The sequence below is a fragment of the Clostridium fungisolvens genome (assembly GCF_014193895.1).
Classification (GTDB): domain Bacteria; phylum Bacillota; class Clostridia; order Clostridiales; family Clostridiaceae; genus Clostridium_AR; species Clostridium_AR fungisolvens.
On record NZ_BLZR01000001.1, the window covers coordinates 4570300 to 4596384 of the forward strand.

Consider the following 26085-nt stretch of genomic DNA (forward strand, 5'->3'; position numbering starts at 1 on the left):
ATTATTAAAGTTTAACAATATAAAAATTATTAAGGGGAGAGGTTTGTATGAACCAAGAAACAATATTATTATTAATAAAGGTAGGCGTAGGAATTGTAGCTTTCTTTTTCTTAGTTTGGTTATCCGGTTTTAGGATTATTCCTAACTCCAAAGTAGCTATCATAGAAAAATGGTGGTCCTCAAAAGGTTCACTTAAGGAACAAATTATAGCCTTAAACGGTGAAGCAGGATTTCAACCAGTTGTTTTAAGAGGTGGCATTCACTTTTTAAGTCCTTTAGTTTATAAGATCCATACAGTTCCATTAGTAACCATACCTCAAGGAAAGATAGCCTATGTATTTGCTAGAGATGGTAAACCACTAGAACCAACTCAAACACTTGGAACAATAATTCATGAAGGCAATAACTTTCAAGATGTCAGAGGTTTTATAACAAATGGGGGGCAAAAAGGTCCTCAAAGAGGTATAATCCGTGAAGGTACTTACGCCTTTAACTTAGCACAATTTATAATAATAACAGAAAACAAAACTTATTACCTTCCAATGGGAAATGATACTGAGCAAAAGACTATAATGGAGATGGCACAAAAAATTAGTGCAAGAAATGGTTTTGATCCTGTAGTTATTCAAGGTGAAAGTGACTTAGTCGGTATAGTTACTATACATGATGGTCCTTCTCTAGGAAAAGACAATATAATCTGTCCTACTGTTGGTGATGAACCTTCTGATCCAAATTATCATAACAACTTCCAAGATCCTGAAAAGTTCTTATCTGCTGGCGGTTACAGAGGTAGACAATATCAAGTTCTTGCAGATGGTACTTACTTAATAAACAGATTATTTGCCACAATAGAATATATACCTAAAACAGTTATCCCTGTGGGTTATGTAGGCGTAGTTGTTTCATATACTGGTATGAAAGGAACTGACTCATCTGGAGATGATTATAAACATGGCGAACTAGTACAAAAAGGCTTTAGAGGAGTTTGGAGTGAAGCTCTTATGCCTGGTAAATATGCTTTCAACACTTATGCAGGAAGTATCATAAAAGTTCCTACTACTAACGTAATCTTAAAATGGATAAGCAATCAAAATGGTAATCATCGATACGATGAAAATCTTAAAGAAGTTAGCTTAATCACAAAAGATGCATTCGAACCATCATTACCTTTATCTGTAGTTTTCCATATAGATTATAAGAAGGCTCCTATGGTTATTCAAAGATTTGGAGATATAAAGATGCTTGTTGATCAAACACTTGATCCTATGGTATCAGCATATTTCAAAAACATAGGACAAACTAAGACATTAATTGAGTTAATACAACAAAGAAATGAAATACAGAATCAATCTTCCGTAGAAATGAAGACAAAATTCTCTCACTATAACTTAGAGCTAGAAGAGGTTCTTATAGGTACTCCTACAAGCTCAAAGAATGATACAAATATAGAGCAAATTTTAACTCAGCTTCGTTCAAGACAAATAGCTAAAGAACAACTTGAAACCTATTCAACTCAACAGGCAGCTGCTGAGAAAGAGAAGGAACTAAAAGAAGCTGAAGCAGTAGCTAAACAACAGACCTCACTTACTGAATCAGATATCAACATCAAGATTCAAGAAAACCAAGGTAAAGCTGATCTTATGAAATCAAGACAAGATGCAGAAAAGATACAAAGACTTTCAGAAGCTGATGCCTACAAAGTTAAACAACAAGCTGAAGCTGAAGCTTATAGATTAAAGCAACAAGCTGAAGCAAATGCATATCAAGTTAAACAACAAGCTGATGCTGAAGCATTTAGACTTAGACAAACAGGTGAAGCTGAAGCATTTAAAATCAAAACAGTTGGTCAAGCTGATGCTGATAGAGAAGCTAGAGTTGGTATATCTAAAGCTATAGCTGCAAAAGAACAAGTAAATGCTTTTGGTGGTGCTCAATACAAAGTAGTCCAAGAAATAATGAATAACTTTGCTGACGCTATTAAAACATCTAAGATTGATATAGTACCAAAAACTCTTATAACCTCTGGATCTAATGAGGGAGAAAACGGTCTGCATAATGCATTTGAAAATTTAGTTATGCTATTATTAAGTGACAAGTTAACCTCTCAAGCTTCTAATGTTACTGAGTTATCCGAGGAAGCTGAAATCTTAAAAAAAGAAATACTAAATAATGTTTCTCCTTCAGATATAAAAAATAATAAATAACATTAAGATAGGCAAACTACCTTTGGTAGTTTGCCTATCTTTTAAATTACGTAGTATATTTTATTGCTTCATATACAACAGAACTTTTATTTTCCTCAGCTAATATATACAATTTATTCATTGATTTAAATCTAGTTTCATCATCAAAATGCAAAACTATATATCTACTACCTTCTAGCTTAACAATTTCTTCTCTTACTGTTCTGAACTTTTTTTCATTTTTATGTTCAACTATAGATATAATTGCATTTATATCTTCTTTTTTAGATGGCGCAATGTCCCATACAGATTGTGTATCTTTTAAATTCAAGTGCTTTTTTATCATCATCAAGTCAGACATAATATATTTACTGTAATCATTAACTTTACTATTTAAAATTCTATCATCTATATAATTATTTATTTTAACCACATTCTGCGAAAATGTTCCTGTTATAAGACCTGAACACTCATATACTTCGTCTGTCATTCGTACCCAAAAAGTATTTCCTGCAACTTTTCTAATTTTATCTTCAATTATCCCTAGATCGGTTCTGAAATTTATATCTTTGTTTATTAAATCAAATATAAGCACTACCCTTTGAGCAAAATCCATTAAAACTACATATCCTTTAAATCTAACTTGATACACCTCACGTTCAACATTTTCAGCTACCTTTAAGACTTCTGATTTTAACCCCTCACTAAGTGAAAATAACTTCAAATTATTTACCCCCTTAAAATCAAACTATAATAATAGTTCATATCTTTGGTTATAATAGCCTTTATAAAGATGAAATATTTCAACCCAAATTTATTTTTAAAACTTCTCTGGATTCTGAAAGGAGAACTTGAAAATATAAATTTAATTATGAAGCAATTCATCTATATATCAATCACTATGTTCAATAGCATAACAGAATCTATATTTTTAATTATATCTCTAAAGTACATACGAGTTCTAACAAATGTTTTCAATCAAAATCATATACCATTAAACACACACAATATACATTATACATTTTTGTTAATTATATACAACACTTCTTTCTGTTATTTTATAGTTTGCCCTCTATTTTTTTCAAATGCATTTTAAAACAAGTAATTTTATACGAAAATAATTTATAAAGAATAAATAATATTTCTATTTATATATTTATCTTTATAAATTATAATATATATATAATTAGTTATTAAACGAGTATTTTCCAACTTTTGTTGTAAAAATAATAGTTTTATTATTACTAAAATGTCTTTATTTAAATGGCTATTTATGTAGCTTATAATCTATTTTAGTTATAGACATTTAGGTAAGCGCTTTCACATTATATACTTTTAATTAATTTACTAATGGACACAATATATAATATATTATTTTGCGAGGTGTTTTACTATGATAAAAAGAGTTATATGGGTTGTACTTGATAGTGTTGGCATAGGTGAACTTCCTGATGCTGAAAAATATGGTGATGTAGGTTCTAACACCCTTGGCCATGTAGCTGAATTCAACAACGGATTAACTATACCTAATATGGAGGAGATTGGTTTAGGTAATATCACTGGAATTACTGGCTTAAACAAAGTAGCTTCTCCAACAGGTTGTTATGGCAGAATTCATGAAGCATCGAACGGAAAAGATACTGTTACCGGACATTGGGAGATGGTTGGAGTTAAATCAGAAATTGCTTTTCCTACTTATCCTGATGGTTTTCCTAAATCTGTAATAGATAAATTTGAAGAATTCACTGGAAGAAAGGTTATAGGCAACAAATCTGCTTCTGGTACAGAAATACTTGATGAGCTTGGTGAAGAGCATATGAAAACAGGTGCTCTAATAGTTTATACTTCTGCCGACAGTGTATTTCAAATAGCTGCACATGAAGATATAGTTCCTTTAGAAGACTTATATAAATATTGTGAATTTGCTAGAGAAATGCTTACTGGTGAAGAGTCTGTAGCTAGAGTTATTGCTAGACCATTCCTCGGAAACCCTGGTAGTTTTACAAGAACACCTAACAGAAGAGATTATGCTTTACTTCCTCCACATGATACCTTATTAGATTTATTAGCTAAAAAAGGCTTAGATGTAATGGCTGTAGGTAAAATCGAGGATATATTCTCAGGTAGAGGAATAACAGAAGCTGTTCATACTAAGGACAATATGGACGGAGTTGATAAAACTCTTGAATATATAAAGGAAGATAAAAATGGCCTTATATTTACAAATCTTGTTGATTTTGATATGAAGTGGGGCCACAGAAGAGATGCAAAGAGCTATGGTAAGGGCTTAGAAGATTTTGATGCTAGGCTTCCAGAAATACTATCTTCTATGAAAGATACTGATGTATTATTCATAACTGCAGATCATGGATGTGATCCTACATTTAAAGGAACAGATCATACTAGAGAGTATGTGCCTTTCTTAGCTTATGGTGCTCAATTAAAGAAAGGATTTGATCTTGGCACAAGAATTGGATTTTTTGATATGGGTCAAACAATAGCTGATATATTTAACGCCGGTGAAATAAAAAATGGCGTGAGCTTCTTAGGCGATATAAAATAACAATTAATAATAATTAAACAACATTACTTGAGGTGAAATTATGGATTTAACTAAAAAAATACAAGATTCGGCTGAATTTATTTTATCTAAAAGCAAATACAAGCCACAAATAGGATTGATTTTAGGATCTGGTTTAGGCGCTATTGCTGATATGATAGACGATGCTGAATATTATAACTATAATGAACTACCAAACTTCCCAGTATCAACTGTAGAAGGTCATGCTGGCCGATTAGTAATAGGCATGTTTCAAGGAAAGCAAGTGGTTGCTATGCAAGGTAGATTCCATTATTATGAGGGCTACGCCATGGAGCAAGTTACTTTTCCTGTAAGAGTTATGAAGCTTTTAGGTATAGATACAATCATTGTAACTAATGCAGCAGGTGCAGTAAACACAGACTTTAAACCTGGTGATCTTATGATTATAAATGATCATATAAATCTTTCAGGAACTAATCCTTTAATAGGTAGAAACCTTGATTCATTTGGGACTCGTTTCCCAGACATGTCTGAAGCTTATAATGGTGAACTTATTAATAAAGCAAAGGAAGTTGCAAATTCATTAAATATAGATATAAAAGAAGGTGTATACGCTATGTTTAGTGGACCAACTTATGAAACCCCAGCTGAAATAAGGATGACAAGAATCTTAGGTGGCGATGCAGTAGGTATGTCTACTGTTCCAGAAGTTATAATAGCGAACCACAGTAAAATAAAGGTTTTAGGAATTTCTTGTCTTACAAATATGGCTGCAGGAATATTAAAACAACCATTAAGCCATGTAGAGGTAATGGAAACTTCTGCACTAGTAAGAGATAACTTCATAGCACTTATGACAAACATAATAAAAAGTCTGTAATACAAAAGGTTGATGGCTACAATTGATGCCATCAACCTTTTTGTTCATTAGGTGTTCTATTTATAAATCTATTGTATATATTTAGTGCCTCGTTAAATTCATTTCCAGCTTCTATTATATCTTGAGATACAAGATTTTGTTCACTAGCTTTAATTAGGTTTTCTAATTTTTCTCTAATATTAGTTATGTTGTTTAACAACGTCTTCTCGTCCATTTAACTAACACCTCCATCTATATTTTTTACATTTAATGTAAATTTTAAACATAGTAGGGTGATTTTTATTTTAGACTACTAGAGAACAATTAAATTTTTCGGATAACTATTAAGCACTTCACATCCCTTTTCTGTTACTAATACTAAATCTTCAATTCTGACACCAACATTATTATGAATATAAATTCCTGGCTCAATTGAGAATATCATACCTGGTTTCACTTCTTCTTTATTAACAGAGCTTACATCACCAAAGTCATGTACTTCAATACCTATGGAATGTCCTGTTCTGTGAGTAAAATACTTCCCATAGGCATATCCCTCTATAACATCTCTAGCAGCCTTATCTATATCGCAAAATCTAGTGCCTGGTTTAACCATTCTTATACCAGCTAAATTAGCTTCAAGAACAATTTCGTAAACTTTCCTTGCTTCCTCGGAAGGCTCTCCACAGAAGAAAGTTCTTGTCATATCTGAACAGTAAAATTCATTTCTACAACCAGTATCTATTATTACACTATCCCCTAACTTTACCATAGATGCATCAGTTTCATGATGTGGATCGGCTCCATTAGCACCATATGCTACTATTGGTGTAAAAGAAAATCCTTGAGTTTTTTCTTCTTCATACAGTTCCCCTAGTATACTACTGATAACTTTTTCACTCTTATCCTTTGAAAATCTGTTCACTATTTTGCCCATTACTCTATCATTAATAGCAGATGCTTTTCTCATAAGCTCAATCTCTTCTGCATCTTTAATCGTTCTTGCCCTATCTATAATTGGTGACCCATTCACAAAACCAGTTGCTGCATTCTTTTCCATAAGTCTAATTAAGAAGTGCGCCTGCCAGTTCTTGTCGATACCTATTGAGCATGATTTATCTATAATATTGCAGAGTGCTAAAATAGGATCTTGTGTATCATTGTACCAAACCAAATCTACTCCTAAATTTTCATGTATAGGGAAAAGTTCATTGATTACAAGCTTTCTATCTCCTTTTGTATTTATATATAAAGCTAATAATCTTTCACCCGATTCTATCCATTTACCAGTAAGATAAAATACCGCTGCTGGTGAGGTTATAATCATTTGATGCAGATTTTCTCTAGTCATTTCTTCTAATATTTTATTTAATCTATTCTCTTTCATTCTGCTCTCTCCTTCTATAAATACAAAACTCTCATTATATATGTTTTGAGACTATGTTTATTTATATGGTTAATTAAGTATTTCTTCTTTATTAAAGCTACATATTAATTATATACAAAAAGAACTAGATAATCCATTACCTAAAATCATCCACCGTATATATAAATATAATGTTACATAATACTATATCTTCAAGTATTATGCACTTATATATTCACAAAAGATATTTTGTTATAAGTCAGTAATATATTTTATATTATAATAATCTTTAATACTTTATTAATATTGAGCAAATTGAGATGTGAATATACATTAAGTGGTATAATATAGTTAATAGAAGTATACTTATCTTTTTTTAATTAGGAGGAAACTAAATGAGAATTGCAGTTATATCAGACATACACAGCAACCTTTATGCTCTAATTAGAGTTATTGAAGATATAGATAGCCAAAATATAGACACAGTGATTTGCCTAGGGGATTTGGTTGGTTATGGTCCTCAGCCAAATGAAGTCATAGCTATGATAAAAAGAAGATCAATTTTATGTATAAAAGGCAACTATGATGCATCTGTTGTTGATAATGGCTTCACATATATAAGAGATACAAACATAAATTCTTTTTCTCTACCTTGGACTGTAGATGAATTAAGAGCTTCAAATAGATACTACCTTGAAAACTTACCAGACAGTATCTCTTTAAAAATTGACAACAAAAAAATACTTTTTGTTCATGGAAGCCCAAATAAAATAGATGAGTATTTATATGAAAATAATCCTGATTTAGATGCTATAGTAGACGGAATGGATGAGGATATATTGGTATGTGCTCACACCCATATACCTATGGTAAAACAGCTAAAAAATAAAATGATAATAAATGGCGGTAGTGTAGGCAAACCTAAAAATGGCTCTCCAGACTCAACTTACGCAGTAATAGATATATCAAAAGGCAGAAGCGCTCGTGCAGAAATAAGAAAAGTGAGTTATGAATATAAAAGAATAATGAAGGACATGGAGATGAAAAAGTTTCCTTCTTCCTTAATACATTCTTACGAAACTGGTTGCGAATAAATTTCTCATTATAAATATTCAATTGATTTTAATAAAGGCGCTATTAGAACACCATGTTAAAATTAATTGGTTATCCATCTGATGCTTTAATGAGCTTTCACAAAGAATAAAGTGATCATGATATCTAATTATGTATCATGATCACTTTATTCAATCTCTCAGAACACCAACAATTCTTGTATTATTCAGCAACTGTCTGCTAAGCTTTCCTGAATTAAACTGTTCTGAAAGGTCAGTTCCTGGTCTAAAACCAGCAGCTATTATCTGATTTAATGCCCTCTCTCCTGTGATATCATAAACTGTTCCATTAACAGCTATGTAAGCAGGATTATCGCCTACGCCATTATATCCGGATAATTCTTTCATTGTAAACTCTCTAGTTCTAAAAGAAAAAGCTGTTTCTACATTATCGTTTTTCATTTGTTTTTCTGCATCCTTTTCCTTATAATACTCTAATATACCTTCAATTTGTATTGTTAACCTTTCGATATCCTTTATAATACCTAGACTATTTTCTCTTGTACTTAATAAAATCATCTTTTTATAAAAATTTATCTTATTATACTTTTGTAATAATAACTCTTCACTGGAACTTGTCATAAGCTTTCCTCTTAAATATCAATATATCTGTATATTTTATGAGGGAATAATTGCATTTATTAAACTATTAGTGTAAAATAAATATTATTTAAGGGTTAAAGTGTTAAATTTACTAGGCTTAACCGGTTAAAACCGTTATATTAAAAGCACTCTTGTGCTGTATGCAAAGTCATCTATTATGACAAATTAGATGGTACCGTGAAAATATAGCCTTTCGTCCATACTGATGGATTGATAGGTTTTTTTATTTTAGTCTTAAATGTAAACTATACCTATAAAATACATTAGAAACGTAAATAATATAATTAGAAAGTGAGGTCATATAATGAACACTACATTAGTTAGAGCTCTATACAGAAACACAGAAGAGCATATTGAAAAAAGTGTAAAAATTTCAGGTTGGATAAGAACATTAAGAGCATCAAATGCTTTTGGGTTTATAGAAGTTAATGATGGCTCATTCTTCAAAAATGTTCAAGTGGTATTTGATAATAAGATTACAAACTTCAAGGATGTATCCAAATTACCGATTAGTTCGTCAATTTCAGTTGTAGGTAAATTAGTACCAACACCTGATGCAAAACAACCTTTCGAAATACAAGCTGAAGAGATAACAATAGAGGGAATGTCTTCTTCTGATTATCCTTTACAAAAAAAGAGACATACTTTTGAATATTTAAGAACAATAGCTCATTTAAGACCTAGAAGTAATGCATTTTCAGCTGTATTTAGAGTTCGTTCTGTAGCTGCCTATGCAATACATAAGTTCTTCCAAGATCAAAGCTTTGTGTATGTTCACACTCCAATAATAACTGGTAGTGATTGTGAAGGCGCTGGAGAAATGTTTAAATTAACTACTATGGATTTAAACAACATCCCAAAAACTGAAGAAGGAAGTATTGATTTCAGTGAAGACTTTTTCGGAAAAGAAGCTAATCTTACTGTATCAGGTCAGCTAAATGGAGAATCTTACGCTTTAGCTTTCAGAAATATATACACTTTTGGACCTACATTTAGAGCAGAAAACTCAAATACAGCAAGACATGCTGCTGAGTTCTGGATGATAGAACCTGAAATGGCTTTTGCTAACCTTGAAGATGACATGGAATTAGCAGAACAAATGCTTAAATATGTTATAAAATATGTTATGGATGAATGTCCTGAAGAAATTGATTTCTTCAACCAATTCATAGATAAAGGCTTAAAAGAAAGATTAGATCATATATTGAATTCTGACTTCGGAAAGGTTACTTATACAGAAGCAGTTGAATTACTTAAAAACTCAGGAAAAGTATTTGATTATCCTGTTGAGTGGGGTATAGACTTACAAACTGAGCATGAAAGATATTTAACTGAGGAAATATTCAAAAAGCCTGTGTTTGTAACTAATTACCCTAAAGAAATCAAAGCTTTTTATATGAGATTAAACGAAGATGGAAAAACAGTTGCTGCAATGGACTGTCTAGTTCCTGGTATCGGTGAAATCATAGGGGGAAGCCAAAGAGAAGAAAGACTTTCGATGCTTGAGGCAAGACTTGAAGAGCTAGGTCTTAACAAAGAGGATTATTGGTGGTATCTTGAATTAAGAAAGTATGGCGAAACTGTCCACTCAGGTTTTGGCCTAGGATTTGAAAGATTAATAATGTACATCACTGGTATGTCAAATATAAGAGACGTAATTCCTTTCCCAAGAACTACAGGGCAAGCGGATTTCTAATACAAACATTAATAATTACACGCTCAATTATTAATTGTAATAAAATGAGTTTTAAAAATAAATTTTATTATAATACTTATGATAAACATAATACCCAGCAGGATTTCTGCTGGGTATTATATTTATCTATTTCCATTGTCTTTTAAATTAGCTTTGTTATTTTCTTCTTTATTTTTATTTCCATTACTGTTGGCCTTACCTTCATTTGTATTCTTACTAGTTTTGTTATCTGAGTTTCCGTTATTTTGTTTTATTTCCTTATCTGATTGACTTGAATTATTGCTTTTATTATCATCACTTTTTCTATTATCATTAGTATTTGTGTTATTTGTGTTATTTGTTTTATCAACTTCATTGGTAGACTTTTTATTTTCATCATTAGAAGGCTTACTTTCTTTATTTTCAGTTTTATTATTTATAGAATTGTTATCTTTATTTAAATTCTTGTTGTCATCATTCTGATTTTTTTGTTGCTCTTTTTGATTAGCATTGTCTTCTCTTATCTCGAGTTTCTTCAATTCATTGATATCTTTAGCAACTTCTGCTATATCAACTTTCCCTTTAACTGATGTTATATTTATATCCGAATAGGAATCTATCAACTTCTCGTTCTTAGCTTCACTTATAATCTCTTTTACTGCATCAGCTAAAGTCATATTATTAATCTTAATTTTATCCATCACAACTTTAAAATTCTCATCATCTACTTTAACTTTAACCACTCTATTCCAACGATTAGCCTGTATTAATATTTTAGATTTAGCATCTAATTCAACTGCTTTTACAGGATTATAATAATCTACTATACCGAATGTAAACACCATTAAGAAGGTTGCAGCTAAGACTGCAAGTCTTTTTACTGTATTCTGACTACTAACAATATTACCCTCGTAGACTTCACCCTTTATAGGTAAAATATTAGAAGCTTTTACAAGTGCAAACTCACCAGTCTCAGTTAGCAATATAACTTTACTTCCTTTTGTTTCAACAACTACTCCATTCTTCTTCATTATACTACTCCTTCCTTCTTATATTTAAATATGACTTAAGGTATATGTATTCATTACTAGAAAGCAGAATTATTAATGATATCATATATTTTCTCCACTTTTCTATAAACTTCCTATTCCTACCAGTAAGTTCAATGATTTGTACTATAGGTAACTTTTTCGTTTCATATAAGATGTTCATTATTTCTTTATTTCTGGAGCATAGTACTGCTGCATTAAGCACGTCTTCTCGAGTATCCTTATGGCTAGGAGAACTTTTAGAAAGCTCATAGAAATTTATCTTAAACTCTTCTAACTTCTCTTTATATATGCTTATTTCTTCTAATCTACTTTTTTGCTCTTGTTCTCTATCATATTTATCTAAAGATATAGTGTTATCTATATCTTTCATACCTTCTTCTTCTTCAAAATACAAAATAGGAACATTTTTAGAGTTTCTAAAAAAATCAATTAAAGAATTTCGCATTACTATTTTAGCGTACGAAAAGAAGTTTCCTTTTTCTTCAGAAAAATTATCGCATGCTTTATTGAAAGCCTCTATGGCTATACTGAACTCTTCATCATTTCTCCTATCTAACTGCTTTTTACATATAAAAGAAGCAGTTTTATATATGAAACCTAAGTTTTCTTCTATAAATTTATTCTTATCTTCAATCAAAAACTCTTCCTTCATAGTTTTTCACCATCCTGCTTGAGTTCATAGTTTTTAAAGAGTTCCTATGAAAGTTTAATTGATAATCTTTTGAAAATAATAAATCAAGAGTATCTTCAAAAGATTATCAATTATCACATGAACCAGGAGCCCTATAATATTATAGCCTATTAATTTAGATTATTTGTAAATTTCAACTTCACAATTGAATAATACTAAAATAAATATTCTCAAATCTCAATAGTTCTATACTTATTTATACGTAAGAGCTTTGATTTTTAAGGGGGCATTTTCTTACCCCCCTAAAGCTTTTTTATATACCGTAAATTAATATGCAAGGCTAATTGCTAGCAAAAATTTGATTATATCAGAATTTAGTCTTAAATAATATTATTTGAAATAATAAGGGGGATTACTCATGAAGAAAAAATATATCTTAGCATTATCATTAATGTTTTCATTATCATTTTCTGTTCCAGCTTTTGCGGCAGATACTACTACTACTACTACTACTACTAACAAGGCCACAGATTATAAATCTTACGCTGGATTAACACCAAACAGCATATTCTACCCTTTGGACAAAGCTATAGAAAATATCGAACTAAGATTCACAAAAGATCCTAATAAAAAGATAGAGAAATTACTGGAAATTCAAAAAGAAAGACTAGGAGAAATACAAACACTAGTAGAAAAAGATAAGAAAGATCTAGTTCCAATAGCTTTAGCAGGTTTGGAAGATGTGACTTCGCAGACCCAAACAGAGGTATCAAAAGCTATAACTGATACCAACATCGTCAAATCAACTGCTGATTCAGATACTACAACTTCTGATACTAATGCCACTGCTGGTAGTACATCAGAACTAAATAAAGAAATGGATTCAATTGACTCAACAAGTAAGTCCATTGAAGATACTAACACAGATTCTATTGAAATTCTTGACTCAGTAAAAGATCAGCTTCCTCAGGAAGAACAAGACAAATTATCTTCAGTAATTGAAATGCAAAAGCAAAAGAAAGAAGCTGTTAAGCAAATGGTATCTGCTATACATGATCTTAACACTGCTAGAAAGCACTTAAACGAAGCCAACAAGGCTTTAAAGTACGCTACTAAATCTGGTGATTCTAATGCAATAGAAAAGGCTCAGGAAGCATTAAATGCAGCTAATGCTACATTTACACAAAAGCAAACTGATCTTGAAACAGCAAAAACAAATAAGCAATCAGTTATACAACAAGCAAAGGTAAATAAAGACTCTGATACTACAACTAAAGAATCTGATTCTGATGATACTGCAACTACACCAACTACAGAATCAAAATCTTCAAATAGCAATACAAGCAATGAAGGGTCATCTAGCACAGCAATTAGTTCTACTTCAGCTGTTCAAGCACCTACTCCAACAGCAAAAAAGGCTACTAATGCCAAGGAAAGTTCCACTACTGAAGTGAAGAAAAAAGAAGATAGTGAAAAGAAAGTATCCAGTGAAAAAAAAGAAACTAGGGATTCAGAGCAAGAGGTAAAAAAAACTGAACATTCAAATGAAAAAGACAAAGAAAATGATTAAGATACCTATAAAGTAAGGTCAATTAATATTAACTATCCATATAATTCTACAAATACACAAAAATAATTTTACAAATACGCTCAAAGTAAAAAGCCGCTAAAGTAACCTTCTTTAGCGGCTTTTCTATGCTAAGCTCTAGCCTTTGCTAATTCATATAGAGTTCTTACTCCAGCTCCAGTTCCACCCTTTATAGAGTAATCATCTGCAGCATCAGTCCATGCAGTTCCTGCTATATCAAGATGAAGCCATGGCTTATCTTCAACGAATTCTCCTATGAAAAGTCCTGCAGTTATCGTTCCTGCGTTTCTTCCCCCTATATTCTTAAGATCAGCAATGTCAGACTTTATCATTTTTTTATAGTCATCAAATGCAGGTAGTTGCCAAACCTTCTCTCCTGACACCTTTGAGGCTTTAACAAGTTCTTCATAAAAACTATCCTTGTTAGTTACTACTGCAGTTGTTGTAGTTCCAAGAGCTACTAAAGCAGCTCCAGTAAGAGTGGCTAAATCTATAACTTCAGTTACATTTTCTTTTCTTATTATATAAGTAACCGCATCAGCTAAAGTTAGTCTTCCTTCTGCATCAGTATTTAAAACTTCTATAGTTTTCCCAGCCATAGACCCAATTATATCACCAGGCTTATAGGCTTTACCAGACACCATATTTTCACATGCTGCTACTACAGCAATTACATTAATCTTAAGCTTAAGTTTTGATATTGCACTTATTGCACCTATAACTGCAGCAGCACCGCCCATATCTGACTTCATTGTTACCATTCCATCATTTGGTTTTAATGAATATCCACCTGAATCATAAGTTAGTCCTTTTCCAACTAGTCCAAGGATATTGTTTTTATTTTGATTATCACCAAAATATCTCATTACTATAAGTCTTGGTTTTTTCTTTGAACCTCTAGCTACAGATAAAAAAGCATCCATTTTCAAATCACATATTTGTTCTTTTTCAAGAACCTCAGTTTCAAATCCATATTTAACTCCAGCTTTTACAGCTTCTTCAGCTAAAGTTTCAGGATAAATTGTGTTTGCAGGTTCGTTTACAAGATCTCTCGCTAATATTGTTGTTTCAACAAGCACCTTAGCTTCTTCTATAAATTTATCTACATCTAAAGCTTTAATATCATCTATGTTCGGGCTTCCAAGTGAAAATTCAAATTCTTTTTGGTCTTTGTCATCATTTTTTTCACTCTTATACTTATTAAATTTATATGAGCTTAGTCCAGCTCCCTCAACCATAGCTTTTACAACTAAGTTTAATTCAACTTTATCTGTATCTATAAGTCTCATGAATACTTTCTTATTTTTTAGTTCTGCAGCTCTTTTTAAAGCTTTCCCTATAGCTCTTCTAATTTTTTCTCCATCTATAGTTTCTTCTTTACCAAGGCCAACTAAAACCATATCCTGAGTTTTGCCATCTATAGTTCTAACAAAATTATATATTTCACCGAACTTTCCTAAAAAGCTTCCTTTGTTTTTAGCATATTCTAATATAGTATTTACATCACTATTAGGAGTCTGTAATCTATCTTCAAAAAGAGAAATTATAGCTGCCTCACCATCAGTGCATCCAAATTTTTTAAATCCAATATTCATTACTTTACACCTCTTTCTTGATAATAAGTTTACTTTTTAAATATAAAGCTTGCTTCTTTAATTGTAATTAAAATTATTATAATCATCTATATTGAATTATTATTACTTAATAATATACCACAAATAGATAATTATAGATAGCCGTACCTAATTTTGTTATAAAATAATTTTATCGTTTAATTAATTCTCTATCTATATACTTACTATCATACATAACCTTTGAATGGTTTTTTATTAGTAATCTCTCTTCAATTATATTACCATCAATTTTATTAATTATTCTCCTAAACACTTCGTTGTTTCTATAATAATTATTGTCTTCTATCGAAAAGTACGCGTCTTTTTCAACTATATGATATGAGTATTGTTGATCATATAAACTTCGTAGTTCTCCACATAAATGAGTATCCGTAGTATACGTTATTATCTGATAAGTATTGTTGGTGTTATTTTTGAACTGATAATCAAGGTAGTTATATACTATAGATGTGCCTGTTCCAAAAGGAAGAGCTCTATTATAATCCGGGAACAGATCGAATTCATTATGATGATGATGTTCTACAATAGTAAGATCACTGTGAAGAATCATCCAATGTATTAAATTTGTAAACTGGCACATTCCTCCACCTACTCCACTGCTTGTACCGCTATTGTTTATAGTAAGCCCTTCTAAATAGCCTTTTGATTTAGTGCATTTCCCTACAAGCTTCCAAAATGAGAATGTCTCTCCAGGCCTTATTAAAATGCTATCAACTTTTGGAGTTGTCAGCATTAAGTTGGTTGCCTTATTTTCTTGTAGCCTCTGATCAACGTTACCAAGCTTTCTCCTTATTAGTGAATTATGTTCATATATCAATATTGGAAGTTTACTATGGCTTTTTTCCCTTGCATATATCTGTCCACCAAACCACCATTTAATATACCTTTTAATCTGTTCTTTACATACTGAAATCCTATATGTTAAAGGATTTATCTCACAAAATAATCTTCTACCCATTTTAATTTATAACCTCTCTTTAATATACTTACAATAATTAATACGTATCATTTCATAAAAAGTTCTGTTATGCTAATCATATACTATTTTACATTCTATTCCAATTGTTTTTAAGCTTGTGCCCCATTTACACGATTATTTAACTACATCATATAAATTTGGTATAATTAGTTTATACTAAATTTATATGATGTAATCATAATGCATTATTAAACAGTAATATATCACATACAAAGGGACTTTCACTTTTAATTAATCAGGAGGATACTTGATGAAACGTTGGCTAAAATCAACTAGTCTAATTATTATATTATCGCTTATATTAATTCTTGCCATAAATTATCTTCAAACATTCATAATTGATAATTCTCTTGAAGCAATACCAAATAATATTGCTAAAATAGATAATGTAAATATAAATTATAAAATCACTGGAAACCAAAGTAACCCGCCTATATTATTAATACACGGATTATTCTCATCTTCTGATGATTATAATAGTTTAGCCAAAAGATTATCAGACAAATATAGAGTAGTTTCAGTAGATTTAATAGGCTTTGGATTATCAGATAAAAAAGAGGATTTAGACTATAGCACCAATAATGTTGCTAAGTTATGCAAGGATCTAATGAATAACCTAGGATATAATAAGTTCTCTGTACTCGGCCATTCTATGGGTGGTGGAATTGCGTTATTGATGGCACTTAACCATCAAGATTCAATCGATAAACTTATACTAGTAGATAGTACTGGTCTTGGAGAACATATTCATATAAATCCTCCAAAGTTTATAATAAAAGAAGGAATGCTAACCTATTTTCCTCAGCTTGCTATGTATAGTCTCAACTTTAATAATCCTAAATATATCAACTATGATACCTTTGAAAAAAACTTATTCTATAACAGACATCTAGATAGTGGTACAGTACAAAAGTTATTGGATAATTGTAAATCTATCGATAATTTGAAGGATAAATTAAAAGATATACATGCTAAAACCTTAATAATTTGGGGTGCTAAAGACAATGTTCTTCCTGTAGACAACGCCTATACCTTTAATGATCAAATCAAAGACAGTAAGTTGTCTATAATATCTAATTGTGGGCATATGCCATTTGCAGAATCAGAAGATTTATTTGTAAACGAGCTGATCTCTTTTATGTCAAGCTAATACAATCACATTGAAATATCTAGGTTTAATCGGCGTAAATCTTTATACTTTCATTTACAATAAAAAAGCCACTGAAGCGATCTTCTTCAGTGGCCTTTTTGCGTATCTGCCTTTTCTGAACGTATGTGAAGAAATTCTGGCAGGCGACATAATTTTATTTTTTTACTGTATCGCCATAAAAAGCTTCTGAAAGGATTAAAATATGTAGGTTTAATCGACATAAAACTTTATACTTTCATTTACAGTAAAAACTATTTAAATAAAATGGTTTCTTCATTGGCTTTTATATGATTTAGTTATACTAATATAAAGTTATAATTTCACCACCACTTAGCGAATTCTTAACATCTATAACACGTTGATTTGATGAACCTCTATACTTTATACTTTCATCTCTTAATGTTACATCAAATCTTCCATCAACCAACACATCTATATTATTTATAAGCTTATCCCAAGCTTCATTATCTTTTAAGTTGTTTAATATGTACTCAAACTTATAGCCCGTATAACACCATATATTAAGACCTAGAGCTTTTATTCTCTGCGCCATATAAGAAAACTTATCTGCTTGTTCAAAAGGATCACCACCGCTAAAGGTTACACCACTTATTATTGGATTGCTTTTAAGCTCCTCTATAAGCTCATCCATGTTTCTTAGCTCTCCACCATCGAAGCTATGTGTTTCTGGATTAAAACACTCCTTACAATTATGTTTACATCCCTGAGAAAAGAAAACTCTTCTTATTCCAGGACCATTTACTAAACTTTCATGAATTATACCCGAAAGTCTTATCATATTATCTTCCATTGTTAAATCAACACCTCAACTTTTTTGAGCATTATAGCTCTCCATTCCACTCTTTGTAAAATTCATCTAAAAACAGTTGCATAAACTTATGTCTTTCATCTGCCAACATTTTTCCACGTTCTGTATTCATCATATCTTTCAGCAAAAGAAGTTTTTCATAAAAATGATTTATGGTATTACTCTCACTGTTCTTATAAGCCTCAAAGCTATCGTGCATTTCATATGTCACATTTGGGTTGTACATCTCTCTACCTTTAAATCCACCATAAGCAAAAGCTCTTCCTATTCCTATAGCGCCTATTGCATCTAATCTATCTGCATCTTGAACTATCATTCCTTCTATGGAATTCATATGTCCAACAACTTTTGCTCCTTTAAAAGTTACATTATCTATAATATAACATACTCTATCTATAGTCTCCGACTCAACATTTAACCCTTCAAGCCATAACTTCGCAACCCTACTGCCTGCCTTCTCATCTCCATCATTAAACTTCCAATCTGCAATATCATGTAATAATGCAGCTAATTCAACAATGTCTTTATCGCATTTTTCAAAAGCTGCTATATTTTTAGCATTCTGCCAAACTCTATATATATGCCACCAATCATGGCCACTTCCCTCACCACTGAACTTTTTTTCTAGCATTTCTGCAGTTTTTTGTATTATTTCCGTCATTATTTACCTCCATTTTAATTAGTGAATCTAGTATATTCTAAAAACTTTTGTGATTGAACTTGATAATACATAAATAATGATCATCTACTATTACTACATACTAAATTATAATACATATTGCCAATTAAATCATATGCTAGCATCTAAATAATTTTTTTGTAAATCTATGTTTTCCGATTTATTTAGATTATAATTTCGTAAAGAATAAAAACTCGCTTAAGCGAGTTTTTACATATATGCCTTTCCAAATTCACATGAGGAAAATGTGACATTCAATATATTCTTCTTTTTACAAATTAGCTACTTATCCAATACTATTTATCATTCTTAAATCCTTGTTGAGCCATAGTATCCTTAACCTTAGGATAATAAACAGTTTGATATAGAGAAGAGGTTAAATCACTCCAATTACCTTCCTGCTCCCTTCCTATTTCCTTAAGATATTTTTCCATGTATTCATCATACTCATCTATCTTAGTTTTTAATGCTTCTTTATGGTATCTATCTTCATGCTTAAATGTCTCGAATGGCAATCTAGGTTTTTGCTTAGATTGATTTTCTGCATAACCTAGAACCAATCCACATACTGGGTAAGTAAACTCAGGTAGCTCCAAAAGCTCTATAACCTCTTCTGGATTTCTTCTTATACCGCCAATAGGAACTACTGATAGCCCTAATGATTCTGCCGCTATTATAGCTGCTCCCATAGCTATACCAGCATCAAATACACCTGCTGCAGTACCTTCAACACTTTCGTGGATAATTTGCTTTCTCCCATACTTCTCAGCACCTATATTAGTTTTATAAAAGTCCATTACAAATATTAAAAATACTGGTGCTTTATCTACATATACTTGATTACCAGTCACTTCAGAAAGTTTCCTTTTCTTTTCCTTATCTCTAACTACTATAATTGATGTTTGTTGACCATTGATTGAATTTGGCATAGCCTGAGCAGCCTTAAGAACTTCATCAACTAAGTCTTCTGATATATCCTTATCCAAGTACTGTCTTATTGATCTATGTTGTTTTATTAAATTTATAGTTTCATTCATTTTTACACCTCTATTGATAATTGTTATTTACTAGTATTATATATCAATTAAATTAAATTGTAAACAATCTATTGTACTATTATGATTCCACAAATTAAAATGTTTATGTAAGCTAATATTTTTAATTTACTTCCAACTAAATATAGGTTCTTCAGCAAAATAAAATCCAAGCATACACTAAGTATATGCCTGGATCTTGTATTAATTAACACCTATAAATATCTGTTTTTTATAGCCAAACTACTATTTTTCTATGAAGTAATTATGCTTATGATTTTCAGTGTGAGTCACCCTGTCTTCTCTTTCTTCATACTTCCCTGGACCAAATCGTTCATCAAGACTTAAGTATCCTGTAACCCTTGAAACACCTTGTATATCATGACTTCCACAACATGTGCACTTTGATTCACCATTATTTAGATAAGTTCCACAGTTCTTACAATATCTTATGTGGAAGTTTATACCTAAGTAACTAATATTGGTATTCTTATATGCATAGTTAAGTATATTCATTATAGCTTCTCCATCTGGAGTTCCATCTACTTCAAGATATGATATATGTCCACCATTACAAATCTTATGGTAAGGTGCTTCTATCTTTATCTTGTCTATTATAGATATTGGATATCCTACTGGCACATGATAACTGTTAGTGTAATACTCCTTATCAGTAACACCTTTAACTATTCCAAATATCTTTTGATCTTGCTTTATGAACTTTCCGCTTAATCCTTCTGCTGGAGTAGCGTAGCAGCTCCAATTAAGATGAGTCTCTTCTTTAAGTCTATCAGTATATTCTCTGATATATGATACTATCTTAATACCTAGTTCTTTTGTAGCTTCATCTTCGCCATGATGCTTTCCAACTAAGGCAATTAAAGTTTCAGCAAGTCCTATGAACCCTAAAACCCAAGTTCCTTGTTTTAAAATAGGTTCAATGTTATCATCTGGGCTTAAGCCCTCTGATCCTTTCATAAGCCCTTGACCTGCTACAAATGGAAGATCTTTCACTCTTAAGTTCTTAAGAACTGAGTATCTATGCATTAGAGATTCCTTAGCAAGTTCCATTCTACTTTGAAGTATTTCAAAGAACTTATCAACATTTCCTTTTGCTTGTAGTCCTATTCTTGGTAGATTTATTGTTGTAGGTGCAATATTACCTCTTCCCTTACAACCATGATCACCATTTATATTATTCATAAGATATGTTCTACATCCCATTGTTGCAGGCATATATCCCTTATCGTAATACTCTTTATTAAAATCTGCATCTATATTCATAAATGTAGGATTCATTCTTTTAGCAGCTACTCTACATGCTAATTCAAAAAGATAGAAATAAGGATCTTCTTTTTCCCTATTCACCCCTTCTTTAACTCTAAAAATTATGTTAGGGAATATAGGTTGCTCTCCTTTTCCTAGCCCTTTCTCATATTCAAGTAAGAATATCTCACATACAAGCGCAGCATCTTGATTATAAGGAATTCCTAAATTTATAGATGAGAACGGCACTTGAGAACCTGCACGAGAATGCATTGTGTTTAAGTTGTATACAACACCTTGCATTGCTTGATGAACTCTTTCTCTAAGCTTAGAATCTACAAGCTTTTCAAGTTTCTCTCCCTCTATTCCATATTCCATAAGCTCTTCTTTTATCTCTTGCCTAGTTGGTTCAACAAATATTGACATGTCATTATCAAAATCAGGATGTGATTGTCCTCCAAACATATCATTTTGAGTTGATTGAAGCAATATGCAAGAAAGTTCTGCTGCTGTCTCTATTCTTCTTGGATTATTAATTGTTCCATATCCAGTGTTAAAACCATTTTCTAATATTTCTTTAGTTGGTATATGTAAGCAGTTTGTAGTTAAATTATAGCTGTCTAAATCATGATAATAAACATCCCCATTTTCATGAGCTTTTGCCAAATGCTTAGGCATTGAGGCAAGATTATGCCACTTATTAGATTCTGAAGCTATTCTAAGTAGCTTTGATGAGAAATTGTTTCCTACATTCGCATTATCTCTATCAGTTTCAATTCCAATTTTCCCTATTGCTCTCATTAAGTCTGATTTTATTTCTCTAACTTTAGTTCTTTCGTTTCTGTAAGTTGAATATGCTTGTGCTATATTCTTAAACCCATTATCACTTAAAGCCTTTTCAACTAAGTTTTGAATTTCTTCTACAGTAACATCTAATTTTCCAGACATTTCGATATAATTGATTACCTTTTGTATAGTATCAATTACTTGACTCTCTTTTAAACTCTGACCAATTTCTTCTGCTGCTCCCTTAATAGCTTTCCCTATCTTCTGAGCATTGAAGCTAACCCTTCTTCCATCGCGCTTCACAACATCTAGCACATCGACGACCCCCATTACACTATATCTTGTACTGACTTATTATACTTCACTAGAAATTTAAAGGCAATTCTAAATTAAACTTTATCTTAATAATAGCAAAGTATACGTCATTATATCTCCTATTTTTAAACTTTTTTACAGTATTTCTAATGTTGACATTAGGAATATTTAAGAAAATACTGGCAAATTAATATTACTATTTTTGATTTTCGTCTAAATTTTAATAATATTAATAGGTTGTCGCATATATATTTAAATATAATGTACAAGCTTATACGCTAAACGCATTAAATTAAGGAGGTGAATTCATGAAAAAAATCACTTTTATTATCCCCTTGTTATTATGTATTTCAATAGTTGGTTGCAGTTACACTGATACTAAATCTAGCTCTACTAAACCTTTTAAAAGAGAATCTCCCCCTGTGATTGACATTTCAAGCAATGATACTGTTACAAATGATTGTTTCTATACTGGTGAAAATTTGACTGAAACAGAGAAATCTAATATTCCTTTTATGGCCATAATAGAGAATTCAAAAGATGCAAGACCACAGAGCGGTTTAAGTGAAGCAGATATTGTATTTGAGACTATGGCTGAAGGTGGAATACCAAGATTTATAGCATTGTTTCACAAGAACACACCTAAACAGATTGGCCCTATAAGAAGTGTTCGACCTTACTTCTTATCTATTGCTGAGGAATATAACTTACCGTTTGCCCATTGTGGGGGAAGTGCTGAAGCCCTATCAACCATAAAAGCAGACTCTTCTATAAAAAGCATAAATGAGATAGCCAATGGGGCATATTTTTATAGAGATGCTTCTAGAAAAGCTCCTCATAATCTATATACTTCTGCTGATAAGATACGTAAGTATATAACTTCCAACAATATAAAAATAGATATAACATCAAATCTTTCTTTTGACAATTCCTTTTGGAAAAATGAAGACTTAGCTAATGCAACCGTAGTAAATTTAAAACTGAATAATTTTTACACAACTAATTATAAGTTTGTTAATGGTAAATATGAGAAGTATATGGACGGTGTCAAATCTATCGATAAAAACAATAATATACCTCTTTCTTTTACCAATATAGTCGTACAACAAACCCCTATAAAGATTCAATCTGATAATTTACATTTAGATATAGCTATGATTGGAAAGGGATCTGGGTACTTATTCTCTAATGGTAAAGTTGAAAAAATCCTATGGTCCAGAACTACTTCTAATACCCAAACTGAACTGACCACTGCAGATGGCAATAAAGTTTACCTAGCAAAAGGTAACACAATATGGCATATAATCGATAACTCAGTCACTCCAACCTATAATTAAAGAAGTCGCTGAAGCAACCTTCTTCAGTGAGTTTTTTAATGCATCTGCATTTCCAAATATACATTAAGTAAATCTAGTACTTTACTATACACTAAAAAAGTTGACGGATTACATTTCCGTCAACTTTTTTATTATATAGATATATAAGTTCCAAATAAGATGATTATACGAATGTTTATTTGGATAAATTCTAATATAAAGTAGTTTATCTATAGATATACCAGTTGGATTCGAAATTTATAAAAGTGCTTAGGTACATTCACTCTTACACTTCTTCTCTCTTTTGTCTTTATACATATTTTTATCTGCTATAGAAAGAATTGCATCTATACTTAGATTATTTATTCCATCTATCTGAACTAATCCATAACTAAAATCTATGCGATTCTTCGCAGTACAATTTCTTAGTAAATAATCTTTCATACTCATAATTTTCTCAACAGCCTGTTTCTGAGTGCTATTTCTAAAAAGTATTACAAATTCATCCCCTGACATCCTAGCATAGAGGTCATTGTTATTCAAGTTGATCCTCAAAGCATCTGACATTATTATAAGCGCCTTGTCCCCTTCACTATGACCATAATTATCATTTATAAATTTAAAATCATCTAAATCTATAAGAGCAACCTGTGATATATGTTTTTTTCTTTGCATATCTAGAATTTCTCTACTAAAATAGTCTTTGAAACTCCTCCTATTGTAAAGATTGGTAAGTTCATCATGTGTTGCTATATACCTGAGCTGCTCTTGAGACAGGAAATTTTTAAGCGCAAGCTCAAGCTCATGATTTATATACTTCATTTTGTCTATATCAGCTTTATTAAATAATGCATCAGGTACAGTACTATCTAAATTTACTATAGCTACAACTTCATTATCTATATAAATTGGTGAAAATAAAACACTTTTGATATTAGTTCCTTTCTCTAATAACTGGATCTCACTCGAAATACTGTCATTAAATATGTCTTCTTTGTCATTGAATGGCATCTTAAGAATACAAATATCTGCTAGTCTATTATACTTATAAAGATACACATCTTCTCTTTTTATCTTCATGTTTAATAGATCTTTGGGATATCCTTTGATTGCTCTATAGTGAAAATAATCGTCTTCTTCTAATACTAGAACACTACCTCTATTAGCTTTACTAATTATAGACATCGCTGAGTCCAGCATAATTTCATACACTAAGCTTCGACTATCAGTAGTGCTTATCTTTTTACCCATACTATATATTTCTTTCTTTATTATTTCTATCTGCATAATATTATTTTTCAACTTAATATTTTTTATAATAAAAAATATTATAAAAAATAATTGAAAAGCCAATACTATATATATCAGAAAATCTTTTTTCAAAATCTTCACCCCAAAAAATAAAAATAAACTTAATATTGACACCTTAAAATTACAATTACCTTTACGTACAACCTGCTCTTATATTATAATTAATTTTTTAATTTTTTTAAATATATGATTGAATAATTTAATACTTATTCAACGCAATATATGTATAATATTCAAATGATCAAATTTTTTTCTTCAACTATATCAGTATTGATATAGTTATCACTTGTGATATAATTTAATCATAATAGATCTGAGGAGGAATATACCTTGCAAAAAATAGCTTTAATTACTGATAGTGGCTGTGATTTAGACACTGAAATTTTAAATAAATATAATATGTTTTTCTTACCTTTAAGAATTATATATAAAGATAATGATTATTTAGACAGGCTAGAGATAAGCCCAGAAGAGTTATACCTATCTCTTGAAAAAGAAATACCAAAAACATCACTTCCTGATGGACAATTTATAGAAAATACCTTGAACCAAATTGAAGCTCAAGGATATACACATGCTATATCTATAAGTATATCGTCCGGACTTTCTGGCACTGCAAATAGTTTAAGAATAATAGCTGAGAATCATCCAAATCTAAAGACATATATCTTTGATTCTAAAACCTTAAGTATGCCTCAAGGCGCTATAACTTTAGTAGCAGCTGAAATGATAGAATCAGGTAGCACTTTTGAAGAAATAATCGAAGTTCTACCAAAACTTAGAGAAAAAACTGATGGTTACTTTACACTTAAAACTCTAGATTATTTAAAAAAAGGTGGAAGAATCGGAAAGGTTTCTGGAACTATAGGAGAAATGCTAAATATAAAGCCAATAATCTCTATAAATGATGATGGTATTTATTTCACTCATTCTAAGGCAAGAGGTAGAAAGCAAGCTATAGGTAAGTTAAGAGAAATACTAGATGAGCATCTAAGTATCTCTAAATGTAAGGTTTGGATACTACAGGGTGATGCATTGGATGAAGCAAAAGCTTTCTTAGAAGTTGTAAAGGATTTACCAAATATAACTCATATAAGTATATCAACCATCGGGCCAGCATTAGGGGTACACGCAGGACCTGGACTCTTAGGCCTTGCTATACAAAGGGAATAGTC

General features: G+C 31.0%; 22 protein-coding genes. 9 read left to right on the plus strand and 13 right to left on the minus strand.

Going from position 1 to position 26085, the window contains the following annotated elements:
• Positions 1–47 precede the first annotated feature (47 nt).
• Positions 48–2204 (plus strand): SPFH domain-containing protein, encoded by a 2157-nt coding sequence (locus bsdtw1_RS20290; protein WP_183279304.1) that lies wholly within the window; start codon positions 48–50, stop codon positions 2202–2204.
• A 46-nt stretch (positions 2205–2250) separates the two neighbouring features.
• On the opposite strand, the gene bsdtw1_RS20295 is transcribed toward bsdtw1_RS20290, so the two are convergent.
• On the minus strand, positions 2251–2907 hold the full coding sequence (locus tag bsdtw1_RS20295; protein ID WP_183279305.1) for a hypothetical protein: 657 nt from the start codon (positions 2905–2907) through the stop codon (positions 2251–2253).
• A 669-nt stretch (positions 2908–3576) separates the two neighbouring features.
• Between bsdtw1_RS20295 and bsdtw1_RS20300 the strand changes: the two genes are divergently transcribed.
• Both bsdtw1_RS20300 and bsdtw1_RS20305 read left to right on the plus strand, forming a co-directional pair.
• Entirely contained in the window at positions 3577–4746 is a 1170-nt protein-coding gene (locus bsdtw1_RS20300) for a phosphopentomutase (RefSeq protein WP_183279306.1), read from the plus strand.
• Positions 4747–4786: 40 nt separating this feature from the next.
• On the plus strand, positions 4787–5605 hold the full coding sequence (locus tag bsdtw1_RS20305) for a purine-nucleoside phosphorylase (RefSeq protein WP_183279307.1): 819 nt from the start codon (positions 4787–4789) through the stop codon (positions 5603–5605).
• 31 nt (positions 5606–5636) lie between these two features.
• Here the strand turns inward: bsdtw1_RS20305 and bsdtw1_RS20310 are convergent, their stop codons facing one another.
• The gene (locus tag bsdtw1_RS20310) at positions 5637–5819 is read right to left on the minus strand and encodes a hypothetical protein (protein WP_183279308.1); all 183 of its coding nucleotides are present in this window, start codon (positions 5817–5819) and stop codon (positions 5637–5639) included.
• Positions 5820–5897: 78 nt separating this feature from the next.
• Complete coding sequence (locus bsdtw1_RS20315; protein WP_183279309.1) at positions 5898–6971, minus strand: M24 family metallopeptidase; 1074 nt, start codon at positions 6969–6971, stop codon at positions 5898–5900.
• Between the two features lie 374 nt (positions 6972–7345).
• On the opposite strand from bsdtw1_RS20315, the gene bsdtw1_RS20320 reads away from it, so the two are divergent.
• A complete protein-coding gene (locus tag bsdtw1_RS20320) occupies positions 7346–8044 on the plus strand; it encodes a metallophosphoesterase family protein (protein ID WP_183279310.1) in 699 nt (232 codons plus the stop codon).
• A 150-nt stretch (positions 8045–8194) separates the two neighbouring features.
• Here bsdtw1_RS20320 and bsdtw1_RS20325 read toward each other — a convergent pair whose 3' ends face one another.
• Complete coding sequence (locus tag bsdtw1_RS20325) at positions 8195–8644, minus strand: cytochrome b5-like heme/steroid binding domain-containing protein (protein WP_183279311.1); 450 nt, start codon at positions 8642–8644, stop codon at positions 8195–8197.
• 325 nt (positions 8645–8969) lie between these two features.
• Here bsdtw1_RS20325 and asnS point away from each other — a divergent pair, with 325 nt between their 5' ends.
• Positions 8970–10361: an asparagine--tRNA ligase gene (gene asnS, locus bsdtw1_RS20330; protein ID WP_183279312.1), complete on the plus strand. Its 1392-nt coding sequence runs from the start codon at positions 8970–8972 to the stop codon at positions 10359–10361.
• A 122-nt stretch (positions 10362–10483) separates the two neighbouring features.
• On the opposite strand, the gene bsdtw1_RS20335 is transcribed toward asnS, so the two are convergent.
• The gene (locus bsdtw1_RS20335) at positions 10484–11371 is read right to left on the minus strand and encodes an anti-sigma factor domain-containing protein (protein WP_183279313.1); all 888 of its coding nucleotides are present in this window, start codon (positions 11369–11371) and stop codon (positions 10484–10486) included.
• A gap of 4 nt (positions 11372–11375) precedes the next feature.
• Entirely contained in the window at positions 11376–12044 is a 669-nt protein-coding gene (locus tag bsdtw1_RS20340; RefSeq protein ID WP_183279314.1) for a sigma-70 family RNA polymerase sigma factor, read from the minus strand.
• 397 nt (positions 12045–12441) lie between these two features.
• Between bsdtw1_RS20340 and bsdtw1_RS20345 the strand changes: the two genes are divergently transcribed.
• A complete protein-coding gene (locus bsdtw1_RS20345) occupies positions 12442–13593 on the plus strand; it encodes a DUF5667 domain-containing protein (RefSeq protein WP_183279315.1) in 1152 nt (383 codons plus the stop codon).
• A 128-nt stretch (positions 13594–13721) separates the two neighbouring features.
• On the opposite strand, the gene bsdtw1_RS20350 is transcribed toward bsdtw1_RS20345, so the two are convergent.
• Positions 13722–15206: a leucyl aminopeptidase gene (locus bsdtw1_RS20350; RefSeq protein WP_183279316.1), complete on the minus strand. Its 1485-nt coding sequence runs from the start codon at positions 15204–15206 to the stop codon at positions 13722–13724.
• A 169-nt stretch (positions 15207–15375) separates the two neighbouring features.
• Positions 15376–16203 (minus strand): VanW family protein, encoded by an 828-nt coding sequence (locus bsdtw1_RS20355; RefSeq protein ID WP_183279317.1) that lies wholly within the window; start codon positions 16201–16203, stop codon positions 15376–15378.
• 271 nt (positions 16204–16474) lie between these two features.
• Here bsdtw1_RS20355 and bsdtw1_RS20360 point away from each other — a divergent pair, with 271 nt between their 5' ends.
• Positions 16475–17374 (plus strand): alpha/beta fold hydrolase, encoded by a 900-nt coding sequence (locus bsdtw1_RS20360; RefSeq protein ID WP_183279318.1) that lies wholly within the window; start codon positions 16475–16477, stop codon positions 17372–17374.
• 301 nt (positions 17375–17675) lie between these two features.
• On the opposite strand, the gene nrdG is transcribed toward bsdtw1_RS20360, so the two are convergent.
• The 4 genes from nrdG to bsdtw1_RS20380 form a co-directional block, all read right to left on the minus strand.
• Entirely contained in the window at positions 17676–18185 is a 510-nt protein-coding gene (nrdG, locus tag bsdtw1_RS20365) for an anaerobic ribonucleoside-triphosphate reductase activating protein (RefSeq protein WP_183279319.1), read from the minus strand.
• A gap of 31 nt (positions 18186–18216) precedes the next feature.
• Positions 18217–18864: an HD domain-containing protein gene (locus tag bsdtw1_RS20370; protein ID WP_183279320.1), complete on the minus strand. Its 648-nt coding sequence runs from the start codon at positions 18862–18864 to the stop codon at positions 18217–18219.
• 314 nt (positions 18865–19178) lie between these two features.
• A complete protein-coding gene (locus bsdtw1_RS20375) occupies positions 19179–19919 on the minus strand; it encodes an NADPH-dependent oxidoreductase (protein ID WP_183279321.1) in 741 nt (246 codons plus the stop codon).
• Positions 19920–20162: 243 nt separating this feature from the next.
• A complete protein-coding gene (locus tag bsdtw1_RS20380; RefSeq protein ID WP_183279322.1) occupies positions 20163–22283 on the minus strand; it encodes an anaerobic ribonucleoside triphosphate reductase in 2121 nt (706 codons plus the stop codon).
• Between the two features lie 308 nt (positions 22284–22591).
• Between bsdtw1_RS20380 and bsdtw1_RS20385 the strand changes: the two genes are divergently transcribed.
• On the plus strand, positions 22592–23620 hold the full coding sequence (locus tag bsdtw1_RS20385) for a DUF3048 domain-containing protein (protein WP_183279323.1): 1029 nt from the start codon (positions 22592–22594) through the stop codon (positions 23618–23620).
• A gap of 249 nt (positions 23621–23869) precedes the next feature.
• Here the strand turns inward: bsdtw1_RS20385 and bsdtw1_RS20390 are convergent, their stop codons facing one another.
• Positions 23870–24982, minus strand: coding sequence for a sensor domain-containing diguanylate cyclase (locus tag bsdtw1_RS20390; RefSeq protein WP_183279324.1), 1113 nt, complete (start codon positions 24980–24982; stop codon positions 23870–23872).
• Between the two features lie 258 nt (positions 24983–25240).
• On the opposite strand from bsdtw1_RS20390, the gene bsdtw1_RS20395 reads away from it, so the two are divergent.
• The gene (locus bsdtw1_RS20395; protein WP_183279325.1) at positions 25241–26083 is read left to right on the plus strand and encodes a DegV family protein; all 843 of its coding nucleotides are present in this window, start codon (positions 25241–25243) and stop codon (positions 26081–26083) included.
• Positions 26084–26085 lie beyond the last annotated feature (2 nt).

Coding starts and splice junctions, on each gene's coding strand:
- bsdtw1_RS20315 (WP_183279309.1), bottom strand. CDS start 6,971: ATGAAAGAGAATAGATTAAATAAAATATTAGAAGAAATGACTAGAGAA.
- bsdtw1_RS20360 (WP_183279318.1), top strand. CDS start 16,475: ATGAAACGTTGGCTAAAATCAACTAGTCTAATTATTATATTATCGCTT.
- asnS (WP_183279312.1), top strand. CDS start 8,970: ATGAACACTACATTAGTTAGAGCTCTATACAGAAACACAGAAGAGCAT.
- bsdtw1_RS20335 (WP_183279313.1), bottom strand. CDS start 11,371: ATGAAGAAGAATGGAGTAGTTGTTGAAACAAAAGGAAGTAAAGTTATA.
- bsdtw1_RS20370 (WP_183279320.1), bottom strand. CDS start 18,864: ATGACGGAAATAATACAAAAAACTGCAGAAATGCTAGAAAAAAAGTTC.
- bsdtw1_RS20385 (WP_183279323.1), top strand. CDS start 22,592: ATGAAAAAAATCACTTTTATTATCCCCTTGTTATTATGTATTTCAATA.
- bsdtw1_RS20300 (WP_183279306.1), top strand. CDS start 3,577: ATGATAAAAAGAGTTATATGGGTTGTACTTGATAGTGTTGGCATAGGT.
- nrdG (WP_183279319.1), bottom strand. CDS start 18,185: ATGGAAGATAATATGATAAGACTTTCGGGTATAATTCATGAAAGTTTA.
- bsdtw1_RS20350 (WP_183279316.1), bottom strand. CDS start 15,206: ATGAATATTGGATTTAAAAAATTTGGATGCACTGATGGTGAGGCAGCT.
- bsdtw1_RS20340 (WP_183279314.1), bottom strand. CDS start 12,044: ATGAAGGAAGAGTTTTTGATTGAAGATAAGAATAAATTTATAGAAGAA.
- bsdtw1_RS20355 (WP_183279317.1), bottom strand. CDS start 16,203: ATGGGTAGAAGATTATTTTGTGAGATAAATCCTTTAACATATAGGATT.
- bsdtw1_RS20305 (WP_183279307.1), top strand. CDS start 4,787: ATGGATTTAACTAAAAAAATACAAGATTCGGCTGAATTTATTTTATCT.
- bsdtw1_RS20325 (WP_183279311.1), bottom strand. CDS start 8,644: ATGACAAGTTCCAGTGAAGAGTTATTATTACAAAAGTATAATAAGATA.
- bsdtw1_RS20375 (WP_183279321.1), bottom strand. CDS start 19,919: ATGAATGAAACTATAAATTTAATAAAACAACATAGATCAATAAGACAG.
- bsdtw1_RS20310 (WP_183279308.1), bottom strand. CDS start 5,819: ATGGACGAGAAGACGTTGTTAAACAACATAACTAATATTAGAGAAAAA.
- bsdtw1_RS20290 (WP_183279304.1), top strand. CDS start 48: ATGAACCAAGAAACAATATTATTATTAATAAAGGTAGGCGTAGGAATT.
- bsdtw1_RS20345 (WP_183279315.1), top strand. CDS start 12,442: ATGAAGAAAAAATATATCTTAGCATTATCATTAATGTTTTCATTATCA.
- bsdtw1_RS20320 (WP_183279310.1), top strand. CDS start 7,346: ATGAGAATTGCAGTTATATCAGACATACACAGCAACCTTTATGCTCTA.